A 13,934-nucleotide genomic window follows, 5' to 3' on the forward strand; every position below is an offset into this window, starting at 1 on the left:
TGGCCTAACTTATCTGAGCCTTGCCTTTGTAGTACCCGCGGGGTCGCATGAAGTCCAGTGATTCGGGTCTCACCGGTCGCATGCGGGGGCGCGTCGCGGCGCGCCCCCGCTCCCGTCAGGGCAGCGTGAGCACCTCTGCGCCGGTTTCGGTGACGACCAGGGTGTGCTCGAACTGGGCGGTGCGCTTGCGGTCCTTGGTGACCACCGTCCAGCCGTCCGCCCAGATCTCGTAGTCGTGGGTGCCCAGCGTGAGCATCGGCTCGATGGTGAACGTCATCCCCGGCTTGATCACGGTGGTGGCGTGCGGGGCGTCGTAGTGCGGCACGATCAGACCGGAGTGGAACGACGTGTTGATGCCGTGCCCGGTGAAGTCCCGCACCACCCCGTAGCCGAAGCGCTTGGCGTACGACTCGATGACCCGCCCGATCACATTGATCGCCCGGCCGGGCTTGACCGCCTTGATCGCCCGGTTCAGCGACTCCTCGGTGCGCTCGACCAGCAGCCGGGACTCGTCGTCGACGTCACCGCACAGGTACGTGGCGTTCGTGTCGCCGTGCACCCCGTGGATGAACGCGGTCACGTCCAGGTTCACGATGTCGCCGTCGCGCAGCTCGGTCGAGTCCGGGATGCCGTGGCAGATGACCTCGTTGATCGACGCGCACAGCGACTTCGGGAAGCCCCGGTAGCCGAGGTCCGACGGGTAGGCGCGGTGGTCGCACATGTACTCGTGCGCGACACGGTCCAGCTCGTCCGTCGTCACCCCCGGAGCGATGTGCTTGGCGGCCTCGACCATCGCCCGCGCGGCGATCTGCGACGCGATCCGCATCTTCTCGACGGTTTCGGCGTCCTGCACCTCCGGCCCGGTGTACGGAGTGGGCGCGGGCTTGCCCACGTACTCGGGCCGGGGGATCGAGGAGGGTACCGGGCGCGGCGGGGAGAGCTTGCCGGGAACGAGAAGCGACTGACCAGACATGCCGACGAGTGTATCGGCGGGCGATCGGGCAGGCTGGCGGCAGGTACTCGTACATCAGGAGGCAGTCATGGCGCTGTTCAGGGCGAAGAAGCCGGCCGGCAAGCCGGGCGAATGGTTCTACTGCCTGGAGCACAAGAAGGTCGAGGAAGGGCCCGACTGCCCGGGCAAGGACCGGTTCGGCCCCTACGCCACCCGCGCCGAGGCCGAGCACGCGATGCAGACGGCCGCCGACCGCAACCTCCAGTGGGAGACGGACCCCCGCTGGCACGACAAGGAGGCGGGCCCGGACGACGAGCCCGGGCCGTCCGGGCCCTGAGGTCCCGGCGACCCGGCGACCCGGCGACCCGGTGTCCCGGGCCCGGGACACCGGGCCGCGGACTCCGGGCCCCGGGTCAGAGCGCTGAGGCCGCCGCGGACGCCGGCGACCCGGCGGGCGCGGCGGGCGTGGCGGCGGGTGCGGCCCGGGCCTTCCGCATCCGCACGGCGTGCTCGTTGGTGCGGGCGTCGTACGACATCAGCTTCGGAAGGGCCAGGGCCAGCAGCCCCACCGCCGCCACACAGGCCACACCGCCGCTCCAGACCGAGGCACGGGCGCTGGTCAGCGCCGCCATGCCACCGGCCCTGACCTGGCCGAGCTGCGGCCCGACCGAGTACGACAGCAGCTCGATGCCGGCCAGCCGGCCGCGCAGCTCGTCCGGGATCGTCTGGTTCCACATCGTCATCCGGCCGAGGGCACTGACCATGTCGCAGCCGCCGGCGACCGCCAGCATCAGCAGGACCAGCCAGATGTTCCCCATCCATCCGGCGACCGCCATCGCCAGCCCCCAGCCGATCGCCGAGATCACCACCAGCCGGCCGTGCCGGTGGATCCGCGACGTCCAGCCGCTGGTCATGCTGACCGCGAGCGAGCCGACCGACCCGGCCGCGTACATCAGGCCCAGCGCCCACGGCGCGTGCAGATCGTCGGCGAGGAACGGGAAGATCGCGGTGGGGAAGGCGAAGAACATCGCCGCCATGTCGATCGCGTACGTGCCGAGCAGTTCCTTACGGCTCCAGGCGTAGCGCGCGCCCTCCGCTATACCGCGCAGCGACGGCTTGTCCGCGTCGCGCGCCGGGGGCGAGGGCCGCAGCCCCACGGTCAGGCCGACCGAGACGGCGAACGTCCCGATGTCGATCGCGTACGCCCACGACAGTCCGGCGAAGGCGATGAGCACCCCCGCGAGCGACGGTCCCGCGATGGCGCCGACCTGCCAGCGCAGCGCGTTCAGCGACGCCGCGGCCGACAGCTGGTCGTGCGCGACGATCCGCGGCACGATCGCGTCCAGCGCCGGACGCTGCAGCCCGGTCAGGGCGCTCGACATCGCCGCCACCACGTACAGCGGCCACACCATCGGATGCGGCAGCAGGGTGTTGGCCAGCAGCAGCGCCGACAGCAGGCCGAGCGCGGCCTCGCTGTACAGGATCAGCTTCCGGCGGTCCATGGCGTCGGCGAGCGCGCCCCCGTACAGCCCGAACACGATCAGCGGCACCAGCTCGACGGCGCCGATCGCACCGACGGCGACCGCCGACCCGGTCAGCTCCTTGATCTGCACCGGCAGCGCGACGAAGGTGAGGAAGGTACCGAAGACCGTCACGACCCCGGCCATCCACATGAGGCGGAAGTCGCGGGAGGAGCGCCACGGGGCCAGGTCGGGGAGCAGCGCTCGCAGCCGGGACGGGGGCGGACCGGGGTCGGGTTCGCGGTCGGGGCCGGGTTCGCGGTCGGGGTCGGGGTCGGAAAGGCTGTCGTTCACGGGTTTGCATGCTCCGCTTCCGGGCCGCGCGGGGCAAATGGTTTTGGGCCCGGTCCGGATCTTCGCGGGCGGTGCTCGAGGACCGCTGCCGTGGTCCGCTACCAGCGGGCCGGCGGCGGTGACGTCAGCTGATCTGCCAGCCGGGCCAGCCGGTCGCGGAACGAGCCGTGACGGCGGGCGGCCGGCAGGCTGTTCTCCCCGGCCGCGGCGGCCACCAGGTGCTGCAGCAGGTCCATCCCCATCGGCGCGGTCTCCTTCTGCGGATCCGCTTCCGGGCGGGGCCCGGCGTCCGGTTCCGGCTCTGCTTCCGGAGCGCGGACCGCTGTCGCTTCCAGCGGTACGGTCAGCGCGTCGTGCGCCAGCTCGTGCAGTCCGGGGTCGCCGGCGTCCATCGCCAGCACCGTCGCGCCGGCCCGGCGGGCGTCCGCCACCCGCTCCAGGAGCGCGGCCCCCGGCGCCTCCGGGCTGACCACGAACACCGTCTCCCCGCGCCGCGCGGCCTCCAGCCGCCGCAGTCCCACGGCCAGATGCGCGGGCGCCCCCGCCGGAATCCGGAACCGCACCAGCGTCGGGGAGAGCCCGGTCAGCCCGCTCCACGCCGCCTCGTCGTCCAGGTGCGCCGCCAGATGCCAGGGCTCGTAACCCCGGGTCCCCACCAGCAGCAGCCCGCCGGGCCGCCGGTGCACCGAGGCCCGCAGTGATCCCGCGAAGGACCGGGTGGTCTGGAGCCACTCGGTCCCCGCCAGTACTTCCCGCAACAGCGCCACCCGTACCGCGTCCATGCCGGGCATCCTGCCGGACCGGCGGCACAGCGCGGGTCCGCTCGCCGCACTTCCCCCGTAACGAGTGGCGGTTCGCGGGGCGTGGCAGGATCGCCCGCATGACTTCCCCTGACGATGTGAACAGCACCCCCGGGACCGCTCCCGCCGCCCCCGCACCCGCCAAGGCACCGGCCAAGGACCCCTGGGACCTGCCGGACGTGTCCGGCCTGGTGGTCGGCGTCCTCGGCGGCACCGGCGACCAGGGCCGCGGGCTCGCCTACCGGCTGGCGAAGGCCGGGCAGAAGGTGATCATCGGATCGCGGAACGCGGAACGCGCGCAGACCGCCGCCGACGAGCTGGGGCTCGGCGTGGAGGGCCTGGACAACGCGGAGTGCGCCCGGCGCAGCGACATCGTGATCGTGGCGGTGCCGTGGGACGGGCACGCCAAGACCCTGGAGTCGCTCCGCGCGGACCTGGCGGGCAAGCTCGTCGTCGACTGCGTCAACCCGCTGGGCTTCGACAAGCAGGGCGCGTACGCGCTGAAGCCCGAGGAGGGCAGCGCCGCCCAGCAGGCCGCCGCGCTGCTCCCGGAGTCCCGGGTGACCGCGGCCTTCCACCACCTGTCGGCGGTCCTGCTCTCCGACCCGGAGATCGCGGAGATCGACACCGATGTGATGGTGCTGGGCGAGGTCCGCGCGGACACCGACCTGGTCCAGGCGCTGGCCGCCCGCATCCCGGGGATGCGCGGCGTCTTCGCGGGCCGGCTGCGCAACGCGCACCAGGTCGAGTCGCTGGTGGCCAACCTGATCTCGGTGAACCGCCGCTACAAGGCCCACGCCGGGCTGCGCGTCACCGACGTCCAGGTCGTGTCGTCGAAGTAGCGCGACGGGCGAGTCGTGGGGCACGGCGGGGTGTGGGGGACAATCGTCAGGACCGTATGTCACCGGTTTCCGGACAGGAGCTCCTCCCCATGCCCCGCCTCGCCGTCTACGCCCTCGCCGTGTTCCTGCTCACGGTCGCCGCGGCCGTCGTCTCCTTCGCGAACGGCAGCTGGACCGGCATCGTCTGGATCCTGCTGGCGGGCCTGTCCAGCAACATGTGCTGGTACTACGTGCGCAAGGCGAAGGCCGACGCCAGGGCTCAGGACGACCAGAACCTGAAGAGCGTGTAGCCGTACCTGATCGCGCCCTCCGGGACGTCGAACCAGCCCATCACGGTGTAGACGAAGTCGAAGAACGCCACGTTCACCTCGGGGATCCACAGGCACCCGAAGACCGCCAGCAGACCGAACTGCGCGAACGGCTCCACCTGCCGGCGGAAGTCGTACGACAGCCACGGCTCGATGATCCCGTAGCCGTCGAGCCCCGGCACCGGCAGCAGGTTCAGCACCGCCGCCGTCACCTGGAGCATCGCCAGGAACGCGAACGCCGCCAGGAAGCCGACCGGCCACGAGTCCGTCGCGCCGAAGGCGAACGGCAGCATCAGGACGATCGCGAAGAGCACGTTCATCAGCGGCCCGGCCGCCGAGATCAGACTGTGCTTCCAGCGCCCCTGGATCCGGCCCCGCTCGATGAAGACCGCGCCGCCGGGCAGCCCGATGCCGCCCATGATCACGAAGAGCACCGGCAGCACGATGCTGAGCAGCGCGTGCGTGTACTTCAGCGGGTTGAGGGTCAGATAACCCTTGGCGCCTATCGTGATGTCCCCGCTGTGCAGCGCCGTGCGGGCGTGGGCGTATTCGTGCAGGCACAGCGAGACGACCCACCCGGAGACCACGAAGAGGAAGACGGCGAAGCCGGGGCTCGACGAGAAGCCGCTCCACACCGCCCAGCCGGATACGGCCATGACCGCCGCGATCCCCAGAAAGATCGGGCTGATCCGGTGGTCACTGCGGGTGTCTGTGCTGCTCATACGGGGATCATGTCGCCGGGCGGCCGTAATTTACAAGCCTGTCCCGTGATTGAGGGCAAGATGGGGGCGTGCGTTACGCGATCCTCGGCACCACTCAGGCATTCCGCGACGACGGTACCCCCGTCCCGCTCGCGGGGCTGCGCCTGCGCGCGCTGCTGACCGCGCTGGCCCTGCGCCCCGGGCGGCTGATAACCGCAGAGGCCCTGATCGACGAATTGTGGGCGGACGATCCGCCGGCGAACGCGTCCGGAGCGCTCCAGGCGCTGGTCGCGCGGCTGCGCCGGGCCATCGGCCATGACGCCATCGGTTCCGCCGACGGCGGGTACCGGCTGTGCGCCGCCCCCGAGGCGGTCGACGCGCACCGCTTCGAGCGGCTGGTGGACGAGGGCGGCCGGGCGCTGGCCGACGGCGACCCGGTGAAGGCCTCCGACCTGCTGGAGGACGCCCTCGCGCTGTGGCGGGGAGCGGCGTTCGCCGATCTGCCCGACCGGGACACGCTCGCGGTGCGCTGCGAGGAACTGCGGCTGGAGGCGGTCCGGTTGCGCCTCACCGCGGGGCTCGCGCTCGGCCGCGCGGCCCAGCAGCTGCCAGAACTCGCCGGACTCGCCGCCGCCCATCCGCTCAACGAGTCGCTCCGCGCCCTGCACATCCGGGCGTTGCGCGACGCCGGCCGTACCGCCGACGCGCTCACCGCGTACGAGGACGTCCGCCGTGACCTCGCCGACGAGCTGGGCACCGACCCGAGCGCCGAACTGCGCGCGCTGCACACCGAACTGCTGAACCCGGCGCAGGACAGTGGCCGGGAACCGGCGCTCCCCGCGGGTGCCGAGCCCGCTCCCGGGCCGCCGCCCGCGCCCGCCGCCGCCCGCCGCTCCGGCAACGCCCGCGCCCGCCTCACCAGCTTCGTCGGCCGGTCGGCCGAACTCGACGCGATCCGCGAGGACCTGGCCGCGGCCCGGCTGGTCACCCTCACCGGACCCGGCGGCACCGGCAAGACCCGGCTGTCGCAGGAGACCGGCGACCTGCTCCGCGACCGCTGGCCCGACGGCGTCTGGTACGCGGAACTCGCACCGGTCAGCGATCCGCGGACGGTCCCCGAGGCGGTGCTCACCTCGCTCGGCCTGCGCGAGACGCTGCTGCACCCCGCCAGCGTGACGGAGCAGGCGCTGGGTGCGGAGGGCAAGACCAAGGACCCGGCCAGGATGCTCGCGGAGTACTGCGCGAGCCGCAGCCTGCTGCTGGTGCTCGACAACTGCGAACACGTCATCGGCGCGGCCGCCGCCCTCGCGGAGCAGCTCCTCGCGCACTGCCCGGACGTCACGATCCTCGCCACCAGCCGCGAACCGCTGGGCGTCCCCGGTGAACGGCTCAGGCCGCTGGACCCGCTGCCGGACCCGTTCGCCCTGCGGCTGCTCGCCGACCGGGGCGCCGCCGCCCGGCCCGGGTTCACCGTGGAGGACGACCCGGTCGCGTGCGCCGAACTGTGCCGCCGGCTCGACGGGCTGCCGCTCGCCATCGAACTGGCCGCCGCCCGGCTGCGCAGCCTCACCCCGCGCCAGCTCGCCAACCGGCTCGACGACCGGTTCCGGCTGCTCACCGGCGGCAGCAGGACCGTACTGCCCCGCCAGCAGACGCTGCGCGCGGTCGTCGACTGGAGCTGGGACCTGCTGGACCCGGCGGAACGGAGCCTGCTGCGCCGGCTCGCGGTCTTCGCGGGCGGCTGGACGCTGGAGGCCGTCGAGGAGGTGTGCTCCGGCGACGGGATCGACGCCGCCGACGCCGCGGCGCTGCTCGGGTCGCTCGTCGACAAGTCGCTGGTCCTCGCCGACCTCACCGATGACGGCGCCCGCTACCGGATGCTGGAGACCATCGCCGAGTACGCGGCCGAGCGGCTCGACGAGTCCGGTGAGCGCGCGGTCGTCGAGGGCCGCCATCTGCGCTGCTTCCGCGAGTACATCCGCATCGCCGACCCGAAGCTGCGCGGCTCCGAGCAACTGCTGTGGCTGGCACGGGTGGAGCGCGAGCACGAGAACCTGCGGGTCGCGCTGCGCCGCGCCGTCGAGCTGGGCGACGAGCAGGAGGCGCTGTACCTGCTGCTGGCCTGCGGCTGGTTCTGGGAGATGCGCAACTACTACACCGAGCAGCTGACCTGGCCGGCCGCCGTTGCGGCACTGGGACCCGACCCCTTCGACGAACCGCCCGTGCTGGAACCGGTGGAGCGCGGGCCGCTCGAGACGCCGCCGCCGATGGGCCGGGAGCAGCTGGACGAGGCGCGGCGCTGGGTGCGGATGATGCGGTTCGTCACCAACGAAGGCGGCATGGAGACCCGTTGGGGGGAGCCCGAGGTCGCCAGGATCGGCCGGGCGATCATCGAGGCCTATCCGCCGCACCTGCCGCAGACCGCCCGGCGGCCGGGACTCATGAGTCCCTTCGCGGCCTTCCTGTCCGGGGAGTTCGAGCGGCTGCCGGAGCTCGCGGACAACCTGGTGCTGAGCTGCCGCGAGTTCGGCGGGCCCTGGGAGCTGGCGTTCGCCCTGCAGATCCGGGCCAAGACGCTCAACGACGTGACGGAGAAGCTCGACCAGTCGATGGCCGACGTCCGGGAGAGCCGGGAGCTGTTCGCGCAGGTCGGCGACCGCTGGGGGATGACCGAGGCGCTCGCCGCCGAGGCCGAGGCGTGCTCGAACAGCGGTCAGTGGGAGCGCTCGGCCGAGTGCTGCCGCGAGGCGATCACGATGGCCCGGGAGCTGGGTTCGCACCAGCAGGTGCCGCTGCTCAAGGTGCGGCTCGCCGACATGATCGTCAACATCGGGGACGCCGAAGCGGGCGAGACGATGCTCCGGGCGGCGATCGAGGACGCCGACGAGATCGGTCCCGCCGCGGGCGGCTCCGCCTTCTACGGGCGCGTCCTGCTCTGCGCGATGCTGGCCCGCCGGGGGACCTCGACGAGGGCCACGCCCTGGTCGACGAGATGCTGGCCGTCCCGCCGGTCGGCGTCCCGACGTTCATCCAGGGGATGCTGCGCGGGATCAAGGGCTGGCTGACCTGCCGGAGCGGCGACCCCGACGGGGGCCTGGCGCTGCTGCGCGAGGGGCTCGAGGAGTTGGGCAGCAGCACGCTGACCGAGGTCATCGCGCCGCGGATCGGCATGCTGCTGGTGCCGGTGGCGGAGGCGATCTTGGTCGCCAAGGCGTCCTCGGCGGCCACCCCGCAGGAGACGGCGGCGTTCGCCGGCCGGGCCGCGACCATCCTCGGCGCGCACGACCGGCTGCGGCCCACCACCCCCTCCCCGCTGGAGCGGCTGGAACTGGCGGAGGCCGAGCAGGCCCTGCGGGCGCTGATCGGTGATGCCGCGTACGACGCCGCGTACGCCGAGGGCGATGGCCTCTCCGCCATGGAGACCATCGCCCTGATGCGTGCCGAGGACTGACCCGGGCTCTGCCACGGGTGCCGGCCCGGACCGGGCCGGCGGGTGCCGGTCAGGTCTTGGTGCGGAACTTGCGGATGGCCAGCGGCGCCGTCACCAGCGTGATGCCGACCGACCAGGCCAGCGTGATCAGGACCGAGTGGGCGACGGGCCCGCCGTTCATCAGGCCTCGCGCGGAGTCCGCCAGGTTCGACAGCGGATTGACATCGGTGAAGCTCTGCAGCCAGCCCGGCATCGTCGTCGTCGGTGCGAAGATCGACGATCCGAACTGCAGCGGCATCAGAACGAGCATGGCCACCCCCTGTACGGCCTGCACGGACTTCATCGACAGCCCGAGCAGAATGAAGATCCACATGAGTGAGGCTCCGAAGACCATCGAGAGCGCGACCGCGGCCAGCAGGTGGAACACGGACGTCGAGATCGACAGGCCCAGGATGAACCCCATGACCAGCAGAATCGTGGTGGCGACCAGCATCCGGCCGATCTCCACGATGATCTTGGCGATCAGCACCGAGGACCGGGCGATCGGCATGGTGCGGAAGCGGTCCATCACACCGGTGCTGAAGTCCTGGTTGACGCCGGAGCCGACGGCCATCGAGATGTTCATGCCCATCATCGCCATCAGGCCGGGGACCACGTAGTTCACGTACTCCTGCTGATGGCCCTTGCCGGAGATCGCGCCGCCGAAGACGAAGACGAACAGCAGCGTGAAGATGATCGGCATCAGCACGGCGTCGAACATCGACTCCGGGTCTTCCTTGATCTGCAGCATGTTGCGGCGCGCGAGCGCCCCGATGTGCCGCAGATTGGCCCGGATCCCTATCCGGCCCTCGTGGGACTGCGCCTTGGCGGGCGCGGTGGTGGTGATGACTGCGGCGCTCATGCCGCTACCCCCTGTTCTGCGTCGGACTTCTCGGTGACGGACCCGGACCGCTCGCCGGGAACGGCCTGCCCGGCGCTGCCGGACGGCCCGTCCTGGTCCGGCTTCTGGCCGGTGATGGAGAGGAACACCTCGTCCAGGCTGGGGAGATGGGTCCCTATCCCGGCGATGCCGAAACCGCGGGTGCCCAGCAGCCCGACCACCGCGGTCAGTTGCTCGTCACTGAGGATCGGCACATTGAGCACGCCCTCCGCGTGGTCGACGGTGGCGCCGGCCACCCCGTCGAGACCCGCGTCGGCGAGCGCCGCCGACATCGCGGGCAGCGTCAGCGTGTCGCTCGGCCGGATCTGCAGGGTCCGCCCGCCGACCTTGGCCTTGAGCTCGTCCACCCGGCCGTTGGCGATCACCCGGCCGCGGTCGATGACCGTCAGCTCGTCGGCGAGCTGCTCGGCCTCCTCCATGTACTGCGTGGTCAGCAGGACCGTCGCGCCTTCGGCGACCATCCGCTTGACCTCGGCCCACACCTCGTTGCGGGTGCGCGGGTCCAGCCCCGTCGTCGGCTCGTCCAGATAGAGCACCGACGGGTTGCCGATCATGGAGGCCGCGAGGTCCAGCCGGCGCCGCATGCCGCCGGAGTACCCGCTCGCCGGCCGCTTGGCGGCCTCGGTGAGCGAGAACCGCTCCAGCAGCCCGTCGGCGCGGGACCGCGCGTCCTTGCGGGACAGATCGAGCAGTCGCCCGATCATGTAGAGGTTCTCCCGGCCGGAGAGCTTCTCGTCCACCGAGGCGTACTGCCCGGTCAGACCGATCACCCGGCGCAGCTGCCGCGGCTGCTTGAGTACGTCGTATCCGGCGACCCGGGCACTGCCCGCGTCCGGCTGGATCAGGGTGGACAGCACCCGTACCAGCGTCGTCTTTCCCGCCCCGTTCGGCCCCAGCACACCGAGCACGGTGCCCTGCCGAACGTCGAGGTCGACACCGTCCAGGGCTTTCGTCTCGCCATAGTGCTTGACCAGCCCCCGTACCTCGACGGCGGCGCCCAACTTGTCACTCTGTCGCGTCGTCATGTGTCAACCATGGCGGGCCGCACTGACAGCGGACCGACATGCCACCGACACCGCCCCCACCGGGCTGACACCGCGATCACACGGCGATGACACGGTGATCGGCCGGCCCGTGGACCGGCGACCACACGGCCGTCACGCGGTCGGAACGGTGACCAGGTGCTGCCCGGAGGAGGTGACGACGTCGAAGCCGGTGATGTCGGTGGGGGAGAGGCCCGCCGCACCCTGGACGGTGAGCGGCTCGGGCTGCGCGGTGGTGCCGTACCCGGCGGCCGGAACCGACCAGGTGGCGACGGTCTGCCGGCTGCCGTCCCGGCCCACGGCCACCAGACTGCAGGTCAGCGGGCCGTTGACGCCGGAGAGCTTGAGGTCCACCTGGGTGCCCCACTTCTTGCCGGTGACACCGACCGTGGCACTGGCCCCGGTCGCCGGGTCGCCCGCGGTGAACTGCGCGGCCGCCGCCGGCGTCCCGCTGTCCTGCTGGGTGACGAGGACCGCGACGGCCGAGCCGCCGAGGGCCAGCACTCCGCAGGCCGCCAGTGCGAGCACCAGCCGCCGGCTGCGGCCGGGCCGCCGCCTGGGACGGTGCGTCGCGATCTGCTGGGCCGGCTGTACGGTCCGCTGGGCGTAGGGCTGCGCGGCGGGCTCGGGGAACGGCTGCGGGAACGGCTGCGCCGGCGGCCGCGCGGACGTCGCGCCGGACGGCCACTCCCGCACGGGCTCCGGTACGCCGCCGCTCTGCCGCAGCTCACCGAGGAGCGGTACGAGTCCGCTCAGCTCGTCCAGCTGCCGTCCGCACTCCTCGCAGCCCGCGAGGTGCTGCTCGAAGCGCGTCATCGCGTCGTCGTCCAGCGCGCCGATGAGGTAGGCGCCGACGTCCAGGTGCGGGTCGGGGGGTGCCCCCGGTCCGGGTGCGTACTCCGTCATGAGGTGGTCACCCCTCTCTCCTCCAGTGCGTTCCTGAGCGCCCGCAGGGCGTAGAACACCCTTGAGCGCACCGTGCCGGGCGGTACGCCCAGCTCGTCCGCCGCCTCGGTCACCGTACGGCCCGCGAAATACGTCTCGATCAGCACCTGCCGGTGCGCCTCGGTCAGATCGCCGAGTGCGTCGGAGATCGTCATGAGCCGCAGCGACCGGTCGAGTTCGTCCTCGGCGGGCAGCTGGTCGAGTGCGGCCGGCGGTGCCTCCGGCGGACGGGACTGCCGGCTGCGATGGCCGTCGATCACGATACGTCGCGCGACGGTCACCAGCCAGGGCCGCAGCGAACGGGCCGCCGGATCCAGCCGTCCCGCGCTCTTCCAGGCCCGCAGCAGCGTCTCCTGGACGACGTCCTCCGCCAGATACCGGTCACCACCCACCAGGTTCAGCACAAAGCCGAGCAGCGCGCCCGCGTGTTCGCGGTACAGCGCGCGCATGAATTCCTCTTCCGGGAGCGGCCCGGTGGGATCCCCGTCCACGGCGGCATCCTGTCGTACCCGGCGCCGCGGCGCGAGTGTCGGCGATGAGTGGTTCTGCATCAGTACCCGTTCGACCCGGTATCGGACGGTGCGGGCGACTGCGCCGTACCGCCGGCCTTCGTGCCGTCGGGTGCCACCGCGAACCAGGTGCCGCCGACGCCCTGACCATGCGTGTCGCCGGCCTTGGCGTCACCGCTGTAGCGGTACACCGGCCAGCCGCCGAGAGTGGCCTGCTTGCTGCCGTCCGGGCGGGTGACCGTGCCGACGAGGTGCAGGTCGAGTCCCTTGACGGTGCTGACCGCGGCGACGGCCGGCCAGATGGCCGCGCACTGTCCGGCGCAGTTGGACGTCGGCGGGGCGGCCTTGTCCTTGTCGAACCGGTAGAGCGTGAAGCCCTGGGCGTCCGTGACGATCGCGCCGAGCTTGGCGTCCTGCGCCGCCGCCAGCCCCGCGCCGGCCGTGGTCGACGAGGACGAGGCCGGCGGGGGCGGGGTGGTGTCGCCACCGCTGCCGGAATTCGAGGATCCGCATGCGCTGAGTGCCAGCAGCGCCGCGGCGGCGAAAGCTCCGGCCGCCGCCGTTCTGCTGGTGAGGGTGATAGGCATGATGACTTCCCGTACTGTGCGGGGTTCGCCGCCGCTGGCGGCGCTCACCCTGTAGTACGCATCCCGGGCCCGGACGACTCACCCGCCGGCGAACGAGTCGTCCGGATCCGGAACGGCCCTGCCCTACCCCGTCCCGCTAGTGGAAGCTGTGCTCCTCGGCCGGGTACGCCCCGCCCGTCACGTCCTCGGCGAACGCCTTCGCCGCGTCACCGAGCGCCGAGCGCAGCTGCGCGTACTGCTTGACGAAGCGCGGCACGCGGTCGCCGGTCATGCCCGCCATGTCGGTCCACACCAGCACCTGGGCGTCGCACTCCGGGCCGGCGCCGATGCCGATGGTCGGGATGTGCAGCGACCGGGTGACCTCGGCGGCCAGTCCGGCCGGCACCAGCTCCAGGACGACGGCGAAGGCGCCCGCGTCCTGCGCCGCCTTGGCGTCGCGCAGCAGCTGGTGGGCGGCCTCGTCGCCGCGGCCCTGGACCCGGTAGCCCATGGCGTTGACGGACTGCGGGGTCAGGCCCAGGTGCGACATGACGGGGATGCCGGACTGCACGATCAGCTCGGTCTGGGCCAGCGAGCGCTCGCCGCCCTCCAGCTTGACCGCCTGCACCCCGGCCTCCTTGACCAGCCGGGTCGCGCTGCGCAGCGCCTGGACCGGGCCTTCCTGGTAGGAGCCGAACGTGAGGTCGCCGACGATCAGGGCACGGCTGGTGCCGCGCACGACGGCCGCGGACAGCATCGTCATCTGGTCCATGGTGACCGGGACGGTGGTGTCGTAGCCCAGGTGGCAGTTGCCCATCGAGTCGCCGACCAGCAGCACCGGGATCCCGGCCTCGTCGAAGACGGAGGCGGTCACCGCGTCGTAGGCGGTGAGCATCGGCCACTTCTCGCCGCGGTCCTTGGCGGCGGTGATGTCGCGGACGGTGATGCGGCGCGTGCCCGTGCCCCCGTACAGCGCGCGGACGCTGTCGGATTGCTTCTGGGCAGCCGGAATCTGCGTCATGGCAACGGCTCCTTCAGTCATCTCGAGGCACCCTGACGGCGTCCCCGGATCCCTTCCATGCTG

15 protein-coding genes are annotated in these 13,934 nt (G+C 72.1%); 5 read left to right on the top strand and 10 right to left on the bottom strand.

The genetic code is table 11. From position 1 onward, the window contains the following. Positions 1-115: 115 nt before the first annotated feature. Positions 116-973: a type I methionyl aminopeptidase gene (gene map / locus LNW73_RS23620; RefSeq protein WP_250991274.1), complete on the bottom strand. Its 858-nt coding sequence runs from the start codon at positions 971-973 to the stop codon at positions 116-118. 67 nt (positions 974-1,040) lie between these two features. On the opposite strand from map, the gene LNW73_RS23625 reads away from it, so the two are divergent. Continuing rightward, positions 1,041-1,289, top strand: a complete 249-nt coding sequence (locus tag LNW73_RS23625; RefSeq protein WP_250991275.1) for a hypothetical protein — start codon at positions 1,041-1,043, stop codon at positions 1,287-1,289. Between the two features lie 76 nt (positions 1,290-1,365). Here the strand turns inward: LNW73_RS23625 and LNW73_RS23630 are convergent, their stop codons facing one another. Both LNW73_RS23630 and LNW73_RS23635 read right to left on the bottom strand, forming a co-directional pair. Next, on the bottom strand, positions 1,366-2,682 hold the full coding sequence (locus tag LNW73_RS23630; RefSeq protein ID WP_250993020.1) for an MFS transporter: 1,317 nt from the start codon (positions 2,680-2,682) through the stop codon (positions 1,366-1,368). A 182-nt stretch (positions 2,683-2,864) separates the two neighbouring features. Further along, positions 2,865-3,548 (bottom strand): hypothetical protein, encoded by a 684-nt coding sequence (locus LNW73_RS23635; protein ID WP_250991276.1) that lies wholly within the window; start codon positions 3,546-3,548, stop codon positions 2,865-2,867. Positions 3,549-3,646: 98 nt separating this feature from the next. On the opposite strand from LNW73_RS23635, the gene npdG reads away from it, so the two are divergent. Beyond that, positions 3,647-4,408 (top strand): NADPH-dependent F420 reductase, encoded by a 762-nt coding sequence (gene npdG, locus LNW73_RS23640; RefSeq protein WP_250991277.1) that lies wholly within the window; start codon positions 3,647-3,649, stop codon positions 4,406-4,408. Between the two features lie 89 nt (positions 4,409-4,497). Continuing rightward, positions 4,498-4,698, top strand: coding sequence for a hypothetical protein (locus LNW73_RS23645; protein ID WP_250975593.1), 201 nt, complete (start codon positions 4,498-4,500; stop codon positions 4,696-4,698). Here LNW73_RS23645 and LNW73_RS23650 read toward each other — a convergent pair. Then, entirely contained in the window at positions 4,668-5,438 is a 771-nt protein-coding gene (locus LNW73_RS23650; protein ID WP_250975592.1) for a site-2 protease family protein, read from the bottom strand. The genes LNW73_RS23645 and LNW73_RS23650 overlap by 31 nt on opposite strands. A 68-nt stretch (positions 5,439-5,506) precedes the next feature. Between LNW73_RS23650 and LNW73_RS23655 the strand changes: the two genes are divergently transcribed. After that, complete coding sequence (locus LNW73_RS23655; RefSeq protein WP_308407714.1) at positions 5,507-8,482, top strand: AfsR/SARP family transcriptional regulator; 2,976 nt, start codon at positions 5,507-5,509, stop codon at positions 8,480-8,482. Next, positions 8,410-8,868: a hypothetical protein gene (locus tag LNW73_RS36455; RefSeq protein WP_308407715.1), complete on the top strand. Its 459-nt coding sequence runs from the start codon at positions 8,410-8,412 to the stop codon at positions 8,866-8,868. Before LNW73_RS23655 ends, LNW73_RS36455 begins: the two co-directional genes overlap by 73 nt. A 49-nt stretch (positions 8,869-8,917) precedes the next feature. Here the strand turns inward: LNW73_RS36455 and LNW73_RS23660 are convergent, their stop codons facing one another. From LNW73_RS23660 to panB, 6 genes are all read right to left on the bottom strand, one after another. Then, positions 8,918-9,748 carry an ABC transporter permease gene (locus LNW73_RS23660; protein ID WP_250991278.1) on the bottom strand — a complete coding sequence of 277 codons (831 nt, stop codon included), beginning with the start codon at positions 9,746-9,748 and terminating at the stop codon, positions 8,918-8,920. Continuing rightward, positions 9,745-10,812: an ATP-binding cassette domain-containing protein gene (locus tag LNW73_RS23665; RefSeq protein WP_250991279.1), complete on the bottom strand. Its 1,068-nt coding sequence runs from the start codon at positions 10,810-10,812 to the stop codon at positions 9,745-9,747. Before LNW73_RS23665 ends, LNW73_RS23660 begins: the two co-directional genes overlap by 4 nt. A 132-nt stretch (positions 10,813-10,944) precedes the next feature. Next, positions 10,945-11,736: an anti-sigma factor family protein gene (locus tag LNW73_RS23670; RefSeq protein ID WP_250991280.1), complete on the bottom strand. Its 792-nt coding sequence runs from the start codon at positions 11,734-11,736 to the stop codon at positions 10,945-10,947. Beyond that, entirely contained in the window at positions 11,733-12,326 is a 594-nt protein-coding gene (locus LNW73_RS23675) for a sigma-70 family RNA polymerase sigma factor (RefSeq protein WP_374117233.1), read from the bottom strand. Before LNW73_RS23675 ends, LNW73_RS23670 begins: the two co-directional genes overlap by 4 nt. Next, positions 12,326-12,871 (bottom strand): COG4315 family predicted lipoprotein, encoded by a 546-nt coding sequence (locus tag LNW73_RS36460; RefSeq protein ID WP_308407716.1) that lies wholly within the window; start codon positions 12,869-12,871, stop codon positions 12,326-12,328. Before LNW73_RS36460 ends, LNW73_RS23675 begins: the two co-directional genes overlap by 1 nt. A gap of 136 nt (positions 12,872-13,007) precedes the next feature. Then, entirely contained in the window at positions 13,008-13,871 is an 864-nt protein-coding gene (panB, locus tag LNW73_RS23685) for a 3-methyl-2-oxobutanoate hydroxymethyltransferase (protein ID WP_250975588.1), read from the bottom strand. Between the last annotated feature and the right edge of the window lie 63 nt (positions 13,872-13,934).

It is taken from the genome of Streptomyces sp. RKAG337 (assembly GCF_023701715.1).
In the GTDB taxonomy this organism is placed as follows: domain Bacteria; phylum Actinomycetota; class Actinomycetes; order Streptomycetales; family Streptomycetaceae; genus Actinacidiphila.

Bases quoted from the DNA above. Each gene is read 5' to 3' on its own strand.
- map (WP_250991274.1), bottom strand. From the start codon at position 973: ATGTCTGGTCAGTCGCTTCTCGTTCCCGGCAAGCTCTCCCCGCCGCGC.
- LNW73_RS23625 (WP_250991275.1), top strand. From the start codon at position 1,041: ATGGCGCTGTTCAGGGCGAAGAAGCCGGCCGGCAAGCCGGGCGAATGG.
- LNW73_RS23635 (WP_250991276.1), bottom strand. From the start codon at position 3,548: ATGGACGCGGTACGGGTGGCGCTGTTGCGGGAAGTACTGGCGGGGACC.
- npdG (WP_250991277.1), top strand. From the start codon at position 3,647: ATGACTTCCCCTGACGATGTGAACAGCACCCCCGGGACCGCTCCCGCC.
- LNW73_RS23645 (WP_250975593.1), top strand. From the start codon at position 4,498: ATGCCCCGCCTCGCCGTCTACGCCCTCGCCGTGTTCCTGCTCACGGTC.
- LNW73_RS23650 (WP_250975592.1), bottom strand. From the start codon at position 5,438: ATGAGCAGCACAGACACCCGCAGTGACCACCGGATCAGCCCGATCTTT.
- LNW73_RS36455 (WP_308407715.1), top strand. From the start codon at position 8,410: ATGCTGGCCGTCCCGCCGGTCGGCGTCCCGACGTTCATCCAGGGGATG.
- LNW73_RS23660 (WP_250991278.1), bottom strand. From the start codon at position 9,748: ATGAGCGCCGCAGTCATCACCACCACCGCGCCCGCCAAGGCGCAGTCC.
- LNW73_RS23665 (WP_250991279.1), bottom strand. From the start codon at position 10,812: ATGACGACGCGACAGAGTGACAAGTTGGGCGCCGCCGTCGAGGTACGG.
- LNW73_RS23670 (WP_250991280.1), bottom strand. From the start codon at position 11,736: ATGACGGAGTACGCACCCGGACCGGGGGCACCCCCCGACCCGCACCTG.
- LNW73_RS23675 (WP_374117233.1), bottom strand. From the start codon at position 12,326: ATGCAGAACCACTCATCGCCGACACTCGCGCCGCGGCGCCGGGTACGA.
- LNW73_RS36460 (WP_308407716.1), bottom strand. From the start codon at position 12,871: ATGCCTATCACCCTCACCAGCAGAACGGCGGCGGCCGGAGCTTTCGCC.
- panB (WP_250975588.1), bottom strand. From the start codon at position 13,871: ATGACGCAGATTCCGGCTGCCCAGAAGCAATCCGACAGCGTCCGCGCG.